This is a genomic window from Alkalinema sp. FACHB-956 (genome assembly GCF_014697025.1).
Classification (GTDB): domain Bacteria; phylum Cyanobacteriota; class Cyanobacteriia; order Leptolyngbyales; family Leptolyngbyaceae; genus Alkalinema.
This window is the reverse complement of sequence record NZ_JACJRC010000035.1, coordinates 15,939-31,351: the sequence shown is the minus strand read 5'-3', so window position 1 is coordinate 31,351 and position 15,413 is coordinate 15,939. Positions and strand designations below refer to the sequence as shown.

Below are 15,413 nucleotides of genomic sequence, written 5' to 3'. Positions count from 1 at the left end.
TATTAGTCAGCCTACGGAATGACTCCCATGGAAAAAGCGATCGCCCAGTTTACCCTCGAAGACGGTTCCTCAGTCCTGGTGGAAGTGGACGAACCGGAAGGGAGTGCTATTCAACCCGTGGCTTCGGTCAGTACTGGAAAACTGGTGTATCAGGCGCAAGTGTCTTTAGAGCAAGCCTTGGATCGAGTCAAGCCGGTAGCTTCGACGGTACTGAACAAGTTGAGATCTGGGATGACCACGCCTGCCGATGAAATTGAGGTGACGTTTGGGTTAAAACTCAGTGCTGAAGCAGGGGCTATCATTAGCTCCGTAGGGGGAGAAGTGACCTTTGAAGTCAAACTGAAGTGGAATCAGAGCCAGACGGCTGGAAAATCAGCATGACGTTTGAAGACGGAAAAAAGGCGATCGCTCGAATTTATTCAGCGCTGAACCAAGTGGTTGGCGTTGGCTTTTTGGTGGCCGATCGCTACGTGTTGACCTGTGCCCACGTTGTGAATGCCTGTGGGGTCCCTCAAGACAACCCGATCGGCTCGACCCTATCGCTGGCATTTCCCTTCAGCCCTGGTGAGCAACTTTACACAGCAGAGGTCATTGGGCACGAGTTGCAGGGAGACTATGGGAGTGATTATGCGGTTTTACGGTTGGACACCGTTCTAGCTATCCCACCGATCGGCTTGGAGACATTTATCAGAACGGAGAGTCCGGTGGGACTTCAGGCGTTTGGCTTCCCAAAGGGGGATCAGGCGGGACGCAATTTAATCGCAGAAAGTCGAGGCACGATCGCCCCTGGGGATTGGGAACAGATCGAGGATACAAAGCAACCTGGATTAGCGGTTGAGGAAGGGTTTAGTGGTGCGCCAGTGTGGTGTCCATCGGTCAGCGCCTTTGTGGGCATGATTGTAGCGCGGGACAAAAGGCGAGAAGCCGCTAAGGTCGGGTTCATGATTCCGACGCAGAAGCTGAATAAGCCCCTGAAATTGATCCAGAAGCGAACCCTACTGGATTTACTTGAACCGGAACACAACAGCTTGACGGAGCAGATTCAAATTGCCTACGAAGTTTGCCGTCGCGAGGGAACTCCTTCTCCCTACCAAACAGCACTATCGGCACGATTAGACGATTTGGCTGGGATGGCAGACGGCGAGATTGAGGAACCCATGCTGGTGCAGTTTGCAGCTTGTTTGCTGAATCAAGCTCTATCAGATAACGTCAGAACGCGGTTGGAACAGTGGGCACAACGCTATACCCAGAATTTAAATACACTGCGAACAAAGCTCCAGGATCAGCAAAACCAAAAGCTCAATCGTCAATCGGTTAAATCCAAATATCCTGGTTTATTGATTAGTGTCAAAGCCCATGAGAGCCAGGAGAAGCATTACACCGTCAATGCTTGGTTTATTCGTGATTTTAACCAATATGATGCAACAACAGGACAAGGCTCCGAGGCCCTGACGTTCCAAAACCTCAGACAGACCCCGGAGGATGAGAATCTCGATCCTGAAACTGGAATTCCCGATCGCCAACTTCCCAGTTTATTTGCCGACTACCTCGATCAGGTGGGGGCACGGGTTGATTTGCGAGCGCTGACGATTGAGCTTCTCCTACCCATGGTGTTAATGAATCAGCGCATTGAACAGCAGCCCATTCCCTGCGATTTTGCCATCCCGGAAGCACTAGTGGCCAGTTATCGGGTTTCCTTACGATCGCAGGATCGCTTAGAATCCCCTCGATTTCTTGGCACATGGGCAGCCAAGTGGCAACAGCTTGAGACATCGCTGAGTCTCCAGACAGGGCCAGCCTTCGTGACAGGAAGCGAGAATCTCAAGCAAATGCAGCGGGAACTCAAACCGAATGAAAAGCTGGGACTGCTATTACCCTATCCGCCAAGCGCTGATGAGAAAGAGTTAGGCGTTTTGATTGGGACGGGAACCCCGATCGCGCTATGGGTTCGTAAAGACCATCCCAATCAGGCTTGGGGGCACCAGTTTTGCCAACAGGTTTTGGGCTGCTTAGGTGAAACCGGTGATGAGCCAGGGCCGTCTGGCTGCTGTTTACATCAGCCTTGTTCTAGCAATCATCTACCCGGCAACTGTCGGAGTATCCTGTTAGGCAAACTCCTCGATCGCGTAACCACGATCCGTCGAGAAGCATTGGAACGCGATGATGACCTGGAAAACATCGCACAATCCCTTGAATTGGGGCATCACCTCGCGTTTGTGTGGGAAAATCCTAAGCGAGTGCCACCCACCAGTAAAAGTCCTTATCAACATCCTTCTTCCCAATAGCTCGCTATGACTGGAACCGACGATCGTCAGCCTTTAGAAAACCCCAGTGCTGCTGCGGGAGAAACGGGTGCGACTTGGAAAATCTTTCAAGGCACGGGGATTCCCCATGATGGGCTAGAGCGATTGCCCGATCCGCCCAGTTGGCGCGTTTTTCAGGATGAGGCGACGCGGCAGCAACACAAGGGCGCAACCTTTCAACCGCGACCGGAAGAGATTGAGATGGTCAATGCGGCGTTATATCTGCGGCGACCGTTGCTGATTACGGGCAAACCGGGCACGGGCAAAACTTCGCTGGCCTATGCAGTGGCTAATGAGTTGAAACTGGGGGAAGTGCTATACTGGCCGATTACGACGCGCACCACGCTCAAAGATGGCCTCTATAGCTACGATGCGATCGGGCGGTTGCAGGATTCCCAGCAGAAACCGAAAACAGGAACGAAAACACGAAATTCCGTGGAAGACATCGGCAAGTACATTCGCTTGGGGCCGTTGGGGACAGCGCTTTTGCCCACCGGTTCGCCGAAGCAGCCGAGGATTTTGTTGATTGATGAAATTGATAAAAGCGATATTGATTTGCCGAATGATCTGCTGCACGTCTTTGAGGAAGGACGATTTCGGATTTCAGAGCTAGAGCGCATTAAGGAAGTAGCCCCTCGGGTGCGGATCAATACGGCCTATACCAGCGAAGGCGACAATCAACCCCTCCAGGTTGAGATTGAAGCCGGTCATGTGCAATGTACAACATTTCCCTTTGTGATCTTAACCAGTAACGGAGAACGGGAGTTTCCGCCTCCGTTTTTGCGGCGTTGTATTCGTCTTGCCATGCGAGAACCGGATGAAAAAGAGCTAGCTCGCATTGTGGAAGCGCATTTAAAACAGTCGTTTCCTAGCGTGTTGCAAGATGCAGAATCGATTATTAAGAAGTTTCTGGACATCCGGGATAAAGCGGGTCAAGAAGTGGCAACGGATCAGTTGCTGAATGCAATCTATTTACTGTTGCAAAAAGACATACCCACGGAAGAAGCGCGGGATAAATTGCGCGATCGATTGCTGAACGGATTGCTGAAATCATTATCTGGCCCAGGTGCAGAATGACCCAGCAGCCCGATCGATCCGTTTTTGAGCAGTTGATTGCTCGGCTGCGCCACGCCCAAATTGATTGGGATGCGGAAAATATTGCGGATGCGCTGTGGTTGGCGCGGTATGTTGAGGGCCAATCCGATCGCGCAGATCGATCGACGGAGGCCGCTGCTACACCCAAGATTCGGACGGAAACGGTGACAGGAGAAGCGTCACCCCCGCAACCCCCGCCGGAACTGGGGTTGTATGCCCAAGGACAGCCTGCCCAAAGCCCCAATCAGCCCAATCAGTCAAATCCAGCGGCTCCAGGACTCCCGTTTAAGACGCCGACGGCTCCAGCGTTGCGGCAAACCCTCGCGATCGGGCGATCGTTGCGGCCCTTACGGCGCAGGGTAGATTCCTATCGGCGGCGGGTGCTAGATGAGGAGGCAACGGCGGAACAAACGGCGGAACAGCAGTTCTGTATGACGGTGGTGCAGCCGGAGCCGGAAAATTGGTTGGAAGTGGCGCTGGTGATGGAATACACGCCCTCTAGTTTTATTTGGCAGGATACGCTGCAATCGTTTAAGCAATTACTGGAACATCAAGGTGCGTTTCGATCGGTGAATGTGTGGCATCTCAAGGTTGTCCAAGATACGGCATCGCAGACTGCTAAAGAACAAACCAAAGCGGCGAATGGGACGACGAATGTGGTGCAGTTATTTACCCATCTGCCTGGATCCCGTCCACAGAAGCCTCGTAGCCTGAAGGAATTGATTGATCCGGCGGGGCGACGGTTGATTTTGGTGCTGAGTGATTGTGTTTCGGAGGCATGGCAGCAGGGCGTGATCCAGGAGGCGTGTTTAGAGCTGTGGGCGCTGCGGGGGCCGATCGCGATTATGCAGTTCTTGCCGGGACGGTTGTGGGGCAGGACGGCGCTGCGATCGGGGGTGGCGGTGAAGCTGAGCAGTCTGACGCCGGGGGCCGCCAATCGTGAGTTGCTGTTGCATGAGGTGCCGGTTTGGTCTGATAGCCAGACCGATCGCGGTTTGAAGCTGCCGATCGTGACGTTGGAGCCGGGGTCTTTGGGGTTGTGGGCCAAGATGGTGGCGGGGTTTGGGGAGCAGCGGGTGGCGGGGGTTTGGTTTGATGAGGGCTGGAAGGACTGGGTGCAGACGGAAGCGACGCCTGCGGGGGATTGGACGGCGGAGCAGTTGGTCGATCGATTTAATACAACGGCGTCGTTATTGGCGCGGCGGTTGGCGATCTTGATGGCGATCGTTCCGGTGCAGTTGCCGATTATTTATTTGATTCAGGCGACGATGCTGCGGGAGTCTACGCCGTTGCATTTGGCGGAAGTGTTTATGAGTGGGTTGATTCGGCAGGAGGCTGGGGCAGCGGCGGCAGAGCAGGCAACGGAACCCGCCTATGAATTCGTGGCGGGGGTGCGGGAACGGTTGCTGGATTTGGCTGATCCGGGGGAGGCGGAACAGTTGCTCGATCGGGTGTCGCAGTATGTGGGGCAAAAGATTGGGCGGAGTCTCTACAGTTTTACGGCGTTGTTGCGGTTGGAGCGGGAGTTGCAAGGGGGGGATGTGGCGGATTTGGTGAAGTTTGCCACAGTGACGAAGCAGGCGGTGAAGCGGTTGGGGGGCGCGTATGCGGAGTTGGTGAGGGCGATGGAAGCGCGGCCTCCGGTGCCACCGCCAGGGCCGTTGGTGCAGTTTCCGCCGTTGCAGCGGCTGGAGTTTACCTGGGTGCAGTTGGAGGAGGAAGACGCGGAACTGGAAGAGGAACCAGAAGAAGAACCAGAAGAAGAACCAGAAACCCCGTTGCCGGAGCTGATGCCCTTTGAGTTCACCATTGCGACGTTGCGCCAGGAAGGCCGGGAGCGGGTTGTCTGGAATCAAGCCCAGCAAGCCTATCGCTTTGTGGAAGAACTGGCTCCGGAGGTTGTCCTGGAGATGGTGGCAATTCCCGGTGGTAGGTTCCTAATGGGATCCCCAGAAGATGAACCTGAGCGGATGGATAGGGAAGGTCCACAACACGAGGTCACCGTGCCCAGCTTCTTCATGGGACGTTATCCGGTTACCCAATCCCAATGGCGATGGGTCGCAGGCTTACCCCCCATCAAGCAGGAACTCGACCCCGATCCCGCTCATTTCAAAGGGGATCACCGCCCTGTAGAGAAGGTATCCTGGCACGACGCGGTCGAGTTCTGTGCCCGCCTCTCTGCCCACACAGGCCGTCCCTACCGCCTGCCCAGCGAAGCAGAGTGGGAATATGCCTGCCGTGCTGGAACCACGACTCCTTTCCACTTTGGGGAGATGATTACCACCGACCTCGCTAATTACGACGGCAACTACACCTATAACGATGGCCCCAAGGGCGAATACCGAAGAGGAACTACCCCCGTCGATCAATTTGGTATCGCCAATGCCTTTGGGCTGTGCGACATGCATGGCAATGTCTGGGAATGGTGTGCTGACCACTGGCATATCAACTACGAAGGTGCGCCTATCGATGGTAATGCGTGGGTGGATCAAAACGCGGGGGAAGATGATTTATATGTACTGCGCGGCGGCTCCTGGGACAACGATCCTAGGGTTTGTCGCTCTGCCTCTCGCAGCAATGATCTTGCGGGTGCGCGCGGCAACAACGGCAGTTTTCGTGTTGTCTGTTCAGCCCCAGGGCTCTTCCCTCGCCCTTAGCCCTCGTGCCCAGGCTCCGCCTGGGACACGCACCCTACCGAGGCTCCGCCTCACTCTTACCCATAGATCCCCACTCACCCCAGCACCTCCACCGCCAACAACCCCGCCTGCCCAACATAATTGCGATAGCTGGAATAGCGCCAATGGGCCGGATCATCCACATAGCCCCGCCGCAGAGGATTATTGTGAAGGTAGTCCAACTTCTGCACTAGCATCGCCTCACTAACGATCGCTTGCGGATGGGACCCTTCCTGCCACACCTGATACCGCTGACCCGTCTTATGCGGCAGCTTATGGGCCTGCAATTGCGCCAACAACGGAGACGATCGCCGCTGTTCCAGGCAATCCACAATCGATCGGGCCGTAAATGATTTAAAGCAAGCGATTTCTTTGGATAAGTTTTTGGATGACGCAATCAAATGCAAATGGTTTTCCATAATCACGTAACCATGGAGCGCCAACCGTTGCTGTTGTTGTAAAAAATCCAATGAGTTGAGGATAATTTGCGCCAACTCTGGCTGACTAAACAAATCAATCCAATTCACAACGGTACAGGTCAAGAAATGGGGAGCTTGTTCAATAAATCGGTAGCGCGATCGGGCCATGGTGAGGATGGTCAGCATTCCGTTACCGATTAGCTTGCCCCAAAATGCGGGATTGTCATCGGACGTAGGCGCGATCGGGATGGGGAGGCCGGAGCCTCGGGGATGGGGTGTCCCAGGCAGAGCCTGGGCACCAGGTAATGATATCTGATTACATCTTGATTCGGTCTACCAGTTCAAAGTGCAGACTGTTTACTGAATAGTTAGATTAAGGAGAAGAAAATACTTAGCGGATGATATGGAGTGTGATGAAGCGCTAAGGCTGATGAATGAATTCTTTCATCAAGCCACGGGCGAACCTTTGAGCAACTTACACCAAGATATTTTTCGTCGTGCTTGGGAAAATTATACCTATGAGGAGATGGGATTAGGGTACAGTCTCGGTCACATTCGCGAAGAAGGCTCTAAATTATTTCGAGTCCTAGGGCAAAAGTTGGGCCAACCCGTGAACAAAAGAAACTTTCGCGCGGTACTGAGCAATTATGCTTACTCTTATGTCCACTCTGAATCCGTTAGTCAAGAAACCTACGGAACCCTCATCCAAAAACGCATCCCCGGCACCGCCCAATACTACTCCGAACCCCTAGGTGACACCACCACCCTGGAGATGGTACTAATCCCAGGGGGCAGCTTCCTGATGGGTTCCCCAGAGGATGAACCTGAGCGGATGGATAGGGAAGGTCCACAACACGAGGTCACCGTGCCCAGCTTCTTCATGGGACGCTATCCGGTTACCCAAGCCCAATGGCGATGGGTCGCAGGCCTATCCCCCATCAACCAGGAACTCGACCCCGATCCCGCTCATTTCAAAGGGGATCACCGCCCTGTGGAGCAGGTGTCCTGGCACGATGCCGTTGAGTTCTGTGCCCGCGTCTCTGCCCACACAGGCCGCCCCTACCGCCTGCCTAGCGAAGCGGAGTGGGAATATGCCTGCCGTGCCGAAACCATGACCCCGTTTCACTTTGGGGAGACCATTACCACCGACCTCGCCAACTACGACGGCAACTACACCTACAACGATGGCCCCAAAGGGGAATACCGAAAAGAAACCACCCCCGTCGATCAGTTTGGCATTGCCAATGCCTTTGGGTTGTGCGAGATGCACGGCAACGTCTGGGAATGGTGTGCCGACCACTGGCATGACAGTTATGAAGGTGCGACTATCGATGGCAGTGCATGGGTGGATCAAGACGTGGGCGAAGATAGATCATATGTACTGCGCGGCGGCTCCTGGAGCAGCCTTCCTATGCGTTGTCGCTCTGCCTCTCGCAACCTCACTGTTGCGGGTGCGCGCAACTTCATCCTCGGTTTTCGTGTTGTCTGTTCAGCCCCAAGACTCTTCCCTAGCCCTTAGCCCTCTTGTCCTCTTGCCCTCTGCTCTGGTCTCTTTTGCCCTTTGCCCTCGCGTGAGGTGCGCGAAATTTTTTCTGCAAATTCCGCGCACCTCACGCCCCTAATCTCCCCCACCCTCTCAACAATCTGGAGGATTGGCCCGATTTTTCGCCCGCTGCCGCAGCAAACCATCCAGAAATCGCCGCTGCACCTCAGACGTTGGGCGGGCATAGTCTGCATGGAACGTCGCTGTGGAATGCCCCATCAGGTAAGCCACCGCCAGCACCTCCCGCTCCGTCAAACCAGCCTCGATCGCCCAAGTAGCCCACACCTTCCGGAGCATGTGGGGCGTAATCTTTTTGTTCGTCAGCCGCATCGCCGGATTGGAAAAAAATCTGCCAAAGTTCGCCTCAGACATGCATTTTCCTGTCAGAGGCCCCGGAAACAGATAGCCCCACGGCACAATCATCCCCACCCCCTCCGGATTCGGTAAAGCAAACACCTCCGGATTAAACTCCTGCCGCCCCTTCGAGACCCATCGGCCCCGCTGTCCGTACCATTCAGACCGCCACCAGGTATAGCGCAAATCATGCTTGTTTCCGCCCACGACCCAGCGCCCACAAAGATAGTCGTGATAACGGCCATACAGCGTCGTTTGATCCTCAAACATCTCATCGTCGATCGGGAACTCTTGCATCCCATACTTCTCATGGGTTTTTGAGCCACAAATTTGGAGCATGTATTTGCCCTGAAGCTGTCCCCCACTGTCATGGGAGTAAATGCGATACAGGCAGTTATCCGTTGGATTCCCGCTGGCATCGACCTCCCGGTACTGGTTCGGCAGCAGCGGGAAATAATAGCCATCCGCTGGAACTTCAGGGGGCTTCTCCACTGGACAAAAGAGCGCCACCTTCAGTTGGCGAATTTCGCCAGGTCGCCGCGCCGGGTAAGTTGTCATACGATGCCACAGCAAAAAGTGCGCTAGACTTTTGGCGATCGCCCTCGGCTGGCGATATTGCCCATATTGGTCACGCACAGCCAGTTCCAAGCGTAGCGGCTCCACAATGCGCCTATAAATTGCATCCAAGATGGTTTCCTGCTCTGGATCGTAATCTAGCCACTTTTCGCTGAATTTACTGACCGTTTGTTTGCGCGATCGCCAACGCCCGACCTCATGCATCGCCTGCTTCAGCAGTTGGTTAATCACCTGCATCACAAAAATAGAGCCGTAATCAGTTTCAAACAACACCTCTTTTCGGTACAGAAATTTTGCCAACGCCATCAAAGCCAGCAATTTATTCATGGTCGTTCGCGGGCTGCGAGATTCCATCGCATCCGCCAAAAACACCAAATAGCCATGCCACCAGCGCGAAAACGTCTCACGGGCTTGCTGCTGGAGTTGCCGCTGCAATGGCCGACTGAGATCATCCAGCACCGACGACGACAAGATCGGAACCAGATCTGAAAGCTGGATTCGCGAAGCTTCGATCGGATCTGAATCGTGCCGAACCCGAAATCCCAGCATCAATCTCAGATTCTTGAGATACGCCTTCGCAGAACTCGGTTTGAGGGGCGGGACACCTGTCAAGCGCTCCGGATGGTGAGGATCGCTGAGAAATGCTTCAAATTGTTTCAAGTCTGCCAGCAGTTCAGGCGACATGTCTTTTTGATCTAGTGCATATTTCTTGTATTTGCCAGATCGATGGGTGATTTTATTGGCAATTTTCCTGCTTTTGCCCCGCGCCATCATCTTTGGGCACCGCTTCTCAAAGGCTTGGGGTAAGCCAGGATGCCAAGGCTGATCTTTAGACCACGCCATGAAGCCGCCAATGTAGCTAGCGTAATTTTTCTGGCTGGCCTCAGAGGCTCTCAGCTGGGAAAAACCTGTGTGCAAAGCCCGAGGCACCTTCGCCACCTGATCAACGGGTAGCCGATCGAGAAAATCGATCGCGGCTTGACTCTCGTGATTCGACATCTTTGCTCGAGGATTTTCGCGCTCTGACCCCAAGCCCAAGGCAACAAACCTCAGCATTGCCGATCGCAATTGATTCGCAGTCGATCGACAGCTCTTTGGGTCTTTGAATTCACTGAGATGCAGCAAATAATCTTGCACTGCATCCCACAAGCTCAAGTTAGATTTCATATTGATCACTCAAGGAAAAATTTTTGTTCGAAACCTAGATTGTGCGTAAGAGCTAACTTTTTGAAGGGCAATCTTTTCAAGATTTTAAGTTAGTTGCACAAGATTTATTTCACTGGAATTAGTGTACACCCAAAAGAAACGTTTTCTATTGCGAAATCCTTGCTTTTAGGCGATTCTTCAAAGCCTATCTCAGTAATCAATTAGCTCTTATTTACGACATGAGCAGTAATAAATAAAATCAAAATCGTAATAAATTACAAGTCGTAAATAAATGCTAGAGAGGCATAGCCAATCGATTATTAAGATGCGATCAATGAAGAAAATTCAGCGCAATCTAGTACATTCTTCTGATCTAGCTCTTACGCACTCTCTCAATGCTTATCCCTTCTCAATCCAGCGTTTCTTCTAGGTTAAGCAAATGCCTAGAATCGAGAGAAATCAAGCCACGCCCCAGTTGTTCTAGAAACTCGCTGCGACAAATTTGGAGCTTTGCACATAGCGCATCTAGTCCCTTGAGACCTGTGGGAGTGATACTCACGGTGCAACGTTTTTTCAGTTCCTCATAGGGATTAATTGGAACATGTCGCATGCACTTTTTCCCCTTACATAAGTTCGATCGTCGCAACCCTTTTCGTTTTGTTTTCATTTTGGGCACTCGTGTTCTCAGGACAATTGCATTCTATGGCCCTTCAATCGGCTTGGCTAGGGGCTTTTCGAGCACATTTCAGGATCACAAGAGCTAATTATTTACTGCAACTACCACTGATCAAAAATATAAGAAATATTAAGAAATAAAAGCACAAACTAAACCAGAAAAATATCTGAAAAAAGCCGATTTTTAGTTGAAAAAATAGCCCCAAAAACTGTAGATCACAAGACCTAAAGGCCGATAAATGAAGGCATTGCATCAGAAGACTGCTAAGTCTTGTGATCTGTGATCAGAAGGCTTCTACCCTTCACGTATTCACCAAGGAATCTCAGCATTCCAAGCAACGGTCATCCATTGGCATTAAGTTGTAGAAACCTTATATGACAAGGCTTTCAGGCATTTTCATCCTACTTAGCTGGCCCTATCACTTTGCGCATGTCCTAAAATCAGCCGCATTTGCAATAAAAACCAGATATGAAACAGCTAGTAGAAGAAACGACAACGGGCAAACAGAGCCAGCGAGGTCCATCTGGGACTGACCTCGAAAACAAGGAGTCCTTTCAGATCGCTGTAGAGGAGGTGTATAACTCCTATATCGAACAGCAAGCCCAGGAGTTGTCGCTCTCCAAAGGAGAGTTCGTGGAACGCTTGTTGCGGGTGACTGTGTTGCAATTGCTGTTGAACCCAAGGCGTTACAGGCGTCAATATCGCCAGTTATTGAGAGGATTTGATGACGCACAGCCAAAGCTAATGGAGGTGAATGATTGCCCATCGCCCCCCAAAAAGCGTACGGGCTGGTCACTCACACCCACTTGCCGCAATCTCATTCGATTCTTGGCAGAATTACTCAACCTCACCCAGGGCAAAGTTCTTCAAAAACTCATTGATATCCACCTGATCGAATCGAAACAACACAACTCGAAGAAGTTTGAACAGTTAATACAGCAAATCAGGAATCTGCCTGATAACCAGGAATTAGTGATTGCAAAATTCACACCTGAGCAGCTCAAGGCGGCAGCTAATGCATGCCAGGAAAGCACTGCAACGATCGAAGAGGATGATCTTGACGCCAACAGTTGGGACTACGACGAACAATCGCATTCACCAACCGATCTAATGTCTAGGATTTACCTCACAGCTATGGAAGCGATCGGTCAAGGCCGATCCGCTGAACTGGCAAGACAGAATCCCACGCTCACGTTGATCCGATCAGCAATCCAAACAACCCAAGATCTCAGCCGTTTCAGATTCCAGCGGTGCTGCTAATGCTGCTTTCTCCTACCATAGGATGGCGGTACAAGGTGAAAGCCTTCATGGCTATAGAACCAGAATCCAGTATGCCAGCTAGCTATGATGAACCCTTGAAACAGCTTTGACTTTGCGACTTTCTTGGATTCAATTAAATTCAAGCAGAAACTGGCGCTTCAGTTCCACGGGACTGGTCAGATCCGACAATCCTTTTGCTGAGATCTGACGTTTTTAGCTTTTGTCCATCTTCCTCTCTTTCTTCTTCCATTGGGCTTTCTAGAGAGATCCAGACCTCTGGATTACTCTCTTTTTTCGCTCCCTGTGGATCGGCTTGCTGCCTGCGTTTCAGGACATTGAGAAGCGCCTCCAAATGGGCTTGGTCAACACTGTAGGCGTTCCGTCGTCGGTGACGTTTGCTGCGAATGCCGTAGTGCCCCAGCAGAATGCCTACGATTTGCTGGTCAGACATTTTATCGAGCTTGGCATAACCAAACCCAATGCGAAATTCGGTGGCATGGTTACGAACAAACTGCGAGATCGGTGCGGTAATCTCCGGCGTGAACTGGGTGACTTCCTGGCGCACAATTTGTACCACCAGCGGCAGGATGCCGCACTGTTCCATCATCCAGCGATGCACAGCGGCTTTGTCCCAATCTTGGGGGGTGTCAGGGTTCTGGTGGATGCTGTGGGCGGTGCGTTCTTCTGCTTTTGCCTGTGAGAGCGCTGCCTCTAGGTTGCGGATGTGGTGTTGGGTGACGCCTTTTTTATCAAACAGCACATCGGTTGCCGTCAGGTTGTCGAGACGATAAAAGCGGGCAAGCTGCCATTGGGTCAGGCTGAGGAGTTGCTCTGGCGTGAGGGGTGTGGTTTGCTCTGACAGACGTTTAGCTTCCGCGTCATCGATCGGGGTTGCCTGGGCGACCGCTTGGGCCTGTGCTTGGGTCACCTGCTGTTGGGCGGCTTTGAGTTCTCGACTAGCAGCTTTGGTGGCCGCAGTGGGAACGGTAGGCCGTAGCGATTGCACTTGCTTGCCTTCCTGCCGCAGTAAGGCGACCAATGTATCCCGTAATGCTACCATCCCCCGATTGCGGCGCACTTCCAGGGAAGCCAAGAGTTTCAGGTTCTGGGATTGCCAATCCAGGCCATCCACGGTGTTCAGGGTCATCGGATTGAGCTGGTGCCGCACCAGGCGAGCAGCAGCGGTACTGATTTGCTTGAATTCCTTCAAGAATGGCGCGATCGCTTGGGCTTTGCTCAGTTTGCTGTAGGCGCTGCCCTTTTTGGCAACGTGGACAAAGCGGGGTACGTCGTTGGAGCGCACTCTGTCGAGGGCTTGCGCCATGGCATGGGCGGTGATGCTGCCGCCTTTGTAGAAGCCCCAAACGGAATCAATCAGCTCTGTGTGGGCCTTGATGTTGAAGCCTTGGGTGACGGTCGGGCTGGTGATGATGGCGCGAATACCTTGCCGGATGAGGGTTGGCAGCATTCGACCTTGGCTAGCGAGAAATTCTGCTTCCGTTGCGCAGCCGCTGGTATCGCTGGTGATCAGCAAGCTGGAAATGCCCTGTGCTTGTAAAAGTTTAGCCAGACTATCGGCCAGCGTCTTACTGTCGCAGTTGAGGTAAATCAGTTGCTGAGTTGGCAGGGTTTGAAAGCGTTCCGTCAGGGCCGCGATCGCTTGGGGTTGGGTTCCTTCTAGGATCCAGGTTGGATAGGTCAGGGCTTGACGATCGCTGCGCACTAAATAAGCCCGCTCACCCCGTATCGCCTCAATGTAGGCGATCGCTTCTTCGGTCAAATCGGCATCGGCCAGAATCACCTGTTCCGATCTCTGCACCCGCCGGATGAATTCATCGAGTAGCACAGGACGCAGACCGTTTTTATTGGCCAGTTTGGAGCCAAGGAGGAACTCCAGGGTGGCGGTGAGTTCGTCTAGCACGAGAACGTCTGCCTCGATCCGGTTGACCTTGGTGAGGGAGGGGATGCAGACCGATGCGCCATGCACGGGTTGCCCGTCTTTGAGGAGTTGGGATCCAATGATATCGCCGTCGTTGATGAATACTCCGCCCCAGGCTTCGCCTTGGTCGCGCCCCAGGCTGACCAGTGGCGTGACGGAGAGCCAGGACTGTCCAGTCAGGATCTGTTTGATGGCCTCTGATTTCCCGGTCCCCTTGCCACCATAGAGGGCGAGAATGCCTGCCTTGGGAAGGTTTGGGGCGACTTCTGAGAATTCTTGGGTGCCGATCGCTAAATCTGGCTGGCGTTTGATTTGGGCAGCAAGCTGCTGCATAATGCGCCATTCGCGGGCTGGGATGGCCTGTTGGTAGGCGTTTTGCCATGCTTCAGCCCCAGCATTTACGATCAGGTCGTCCAAGCCTTTGCATTGGCCGCTTTGACCCTCCCAGGTGGCAATCCTGACCGTGCAGCCTTGCTGTTCCAAGTGCCAAGATAAATCGGCCAATGCGCTAGCCACCTTATGGCGGGTCTTGGGCTTCGTATCTTGGTCGAAGGCGAGGGTGAACGGCCTGCCTGTCCCAGCAAACCGTTGTAAATCGGGGATCAGTTCTGGCTGAAGACGACGAATGCGTTCCCCCCCGATCGTTTCATACTTGTTCACGCCTGCATTGATCCCATAGAGCGCGATCGCCACAAACCCTTGGGAGAGGGCCGCGAGGGATTTTTTGCCCCCTTCGGTCAGGACGATCGGGATTTCGGGATGCTGGGCGATGAAGTCCCAGAACGAGCCTTCCGTAGGGCATTCTATCTGCTGGCGTTGGTTGACTTTCTGCCGGATCTCAGGTGGCACGCTGGGGAGGTAGGCCCGTGCGCCGTTACCAACAGGCGTTTCGTATTTACGTGTTTTGCCCGTTTTGCGGTCTTGTTTGGGTTCAGATAGTTTGGCCTGCCAGTAGGATCCATCTTCATTCAGGAAGAGGGCGGCCAGCAGGGTGGTGTTCACTGTGTGGCCAAACCGGACATAGCGCCAGTTCAGGGCATCGTGGATGGGTGTGGCGGCATCACCACCGGCATCCTGTTCTAGGTCCCCCACAACCTGCACCGTGGCGGCGTAGAGGCTGGGATGGATGGCAGAGCCTTGGATGAATTCCCGATCGAAGGCGGTGTGCTTGGTCGAAGCAGCGGTGAGAACGGGGGTCGTAATCGTTAATGACATGACAAATCGCTTCCCTGGCAAAAAGTGGACAAGGGTAAGCGCGGTCAGATTTTGGGTTGCTACAAGTTCAAAAAAGTTAGGAAAAATCTTACCTTTTTGGACTGTGAGGTTGGATCCTAGAAGGCTCTTGTAGCAACGGTTTTAGGAAAACTGAGACCACACTTCACCCGATGGAAATGCTTGGGAAAGCTGGTTGTAAGCAAAAAAAGTTG

Annotated in this window: 10 protein-coding genes; 6 read left to right on the top strand and 4 right to left on the bottom strand. The window is 53.0% G+C overall.

The annotated features are described in order from the left end of the window. Window positions 1–18: 18 nt before the first annotated feature. Genes H6G21_RS22765 through H6G21_RS26390 form a run of 4 tightly spaced genes read left to right on the top strand, consistent with a single transcriptional unit; the run spans window position 19 to window position 6,055 of the window. On the top strand, window positions 19–381 hold the full coding sequence (locus H6G21_RS22765) for a CU044_2847 family protein (RefSeq protein WP_242042015.1): 363 nt from the start codon (window positions 19–21) through the stop codon (window positions 379–381). Beyond that, the gene (locus tag H6G21_RS22760) at window positions 378–2,285 is read left to right on the top strand and encodes a trypsin-like peptidase domain-containing protein (protein ID WP_190576363.1); all 1,908 of its coding nucleotides are present in this window, start codon (window positions 378–380) and stop codon (window positions 2,283–2,285) included. Before H6G21_RS22765 ends, H6G21_RS22760 begins: the two co-directional genes overlap by 4 nt. 6 nt (window positions 2,286–2,291) lie before the next feature. Further along, window positions 2,292–3,380, top strand: a complete 1,089-nt coding sequence (locus tag H6G21_RS22755; RefSeq protein ID WP_190576361.1) for a MoxR family ATPase — start codon at window positions 2,292–2,294, stop codon at window positions 3,378–3,380. Continuing rightward, window positions 3,377–6,055 (top strand): formylglycine-generating enzyme family protein, encoded by a 2,679-nt coding sequence (locus H6G21_RS26390; RefSeq protein ID WP_347278059.1) that lies wholly within the window; start codon window positions 3,377–3,379, stop codon window positions 6,053–6,055. The genes H6G21_RS22755 and H6G21_RS26390 overlap by 4 nt, the downstream gene beginning before the upstream one ends. A 74-nt stretch (window positions 6,056–6,129) precedes the next feature. Here the strand turns inward: H6G21_RS26390 and H6G21_RS22745 are convergent, their stop codons facing one another. Beyond that, a complete protein-coding gene (locus H6G21_RS22745; RefSeq protein ID WP_190576388.1) occupies window positions 6,130–6,660 on the bottom strand; it encodes a transposase in 531 nt (176 codons plus the stop codon). Window positions 6,661–6,922: 262 nt separating this feature from the next. On the opposite strand from H6G21_RS22745, the gene H6G21_RS22740 reads away from it, so the two are divergent. Further along, entirely contained in the window at window positions 6,923–8,011 is a 1,089-nt protein-coding gene (locus tag H6G21_RS22740) for a formylglycine-generating enzyme family protein (protein ID WP_242042013.1), read from the top strand. A 117-nt stretch (window positions 8,012–8,128) separates the two neighbouring features. Here the strand turns inward: H6G21_RS22740 and H6G21_RS22735 are convergent, their stop codons facing one another. Together H6G21_RS22735 and H6G21_RS22730 are read right to left on the bottom strand one after the other, a co-directional pair. Next, window positions 8,129–10,132: a site-specific integrase gene (locus H6G21_RS22735; RefSeq protein WP_190576354.1), complete on the bottom strand. Its 2,004-nt coding sequence runs from the start codon at window positions 10,130–10,132 to the stop codon at window positions 8,129–8,131. 388 nt (window positions 10,133–10,520) lie between these two features. After that, complete coding sequence (locus H6G21_RS22730) at window positions 10,521–10,721, bottom strand: hypothetical protein (RefSeq protein ID WP_190576352.1); 201 nt, start codon at window positions 10,719–10,721, stop codon at window positions 10,521–10,523. Between the two features lie 534 nt (window positions 10,722–11,255). On the opposite strand from H6G21_RS22730, the gene H6G21_RS22725 reads away from it, so the two are divergent. Then, window positions 11,256–12,047, top strand: coding sequence for a hypothetical protein (locus H6G21_RS22725; protein ID WP_190576351.1), 792 nt, complete (start codon window positions 11,256–11,258; stop codon window positions 12,045–12,047). A gap of 139 nt (window positions 12,048–12,186) precedes the next feature. Here H6G21_RS22725 and H6G21_RS22720 read toward each other — a convergent pair whose 3' ends face one another. After that, window positions 12,187–15,201 carry a plasmid replication protein, CyRepA1 family gene (locus tag H6G21_RS22720; RefSeq protein ID WP_190576349.1) on the bottom strand — a complete coding sequence of 1,005 codons (3,015 nt, stop codon included), beginning with the start codon at window positions 15,199–15,201 and terminating at the stop codon, window positions 12,187–12,189. Between the last annotated feature and the right edge of the window lie 212 nt (window positions 15,202–15,413).

Bases quoted from the DNA above. Each gene is read 5' to 3' on its own strand.
- H6G21_RS22740 (WP_242042013.1), top strand. From the start codon at position 6,923: ATGAATGAATTCTTTCATCAAGCCACGGGCGAACCTTTGAGCAACTTA.
- H6G21_RS22745 (WP_190576388.1), bottom strand. From the start codon at position 6,660: ATGGCCCGATCGCGCTACCGATTTATTGAACAAGCTCCCCATTTCTTG.
- H6G21_RS22725 (WP_190576351.1), top strand. From the start codon at position 11,256: ATGAAACAGCTAGTAGAAGAAACGACAACGGGCAAACAGAGCCAGCGA.
- H6G21_RS22720 (WP_190576349.1), bottom strand. From the start codon at position 15,201: ATGTCATTAACGATTACGACCCCCGTTCTCACCGCTGCTTCGACCAAG.
- H6G21_RS22760 (WP_190576363.1), top strand. From the start codon at position 378: ATGACGTTTGAAGACGGAAAAAAGGCGATCGCTCGAATTTATTCAGCG.
- H6G21_RS22755 (WP_190576361.1), top strand. From the start codon at position 2,292: ATGACTGGAACCGACGATCGTCAGCCTTTAGAAAACCCCAGTGCTGCT.
- H6G21_RS26390 (WP_347278059.1), top strand. From the start codon at position 3,377: ATGACCCAGCAGCCCGATCGATCCGTTTTTGAGCAGTTGATTGCTCGG.
- H6G21_RS22730 (WP_190576352.1), bottom strand. From the start codon at position 10,721: ATGCGACATGTTCCAATTAATCCCTATGAGGAACTGAAAAAACGTTGC.
- H6G21_RS22765 (WP_242042015.1), top strand. From the start codon at position 19: ATGACTCCCATGGAAAAAGCGATCGCCCAGTTTACCCTCGAAGACGGT.
- H6G21_RS22735 (WP_190576354.1), bottom strand. From the start codon at position 10,132: ATGAAATCTAACTTGAGCTTGTGGGATGCAGTGCAAGATTATTTGCTG.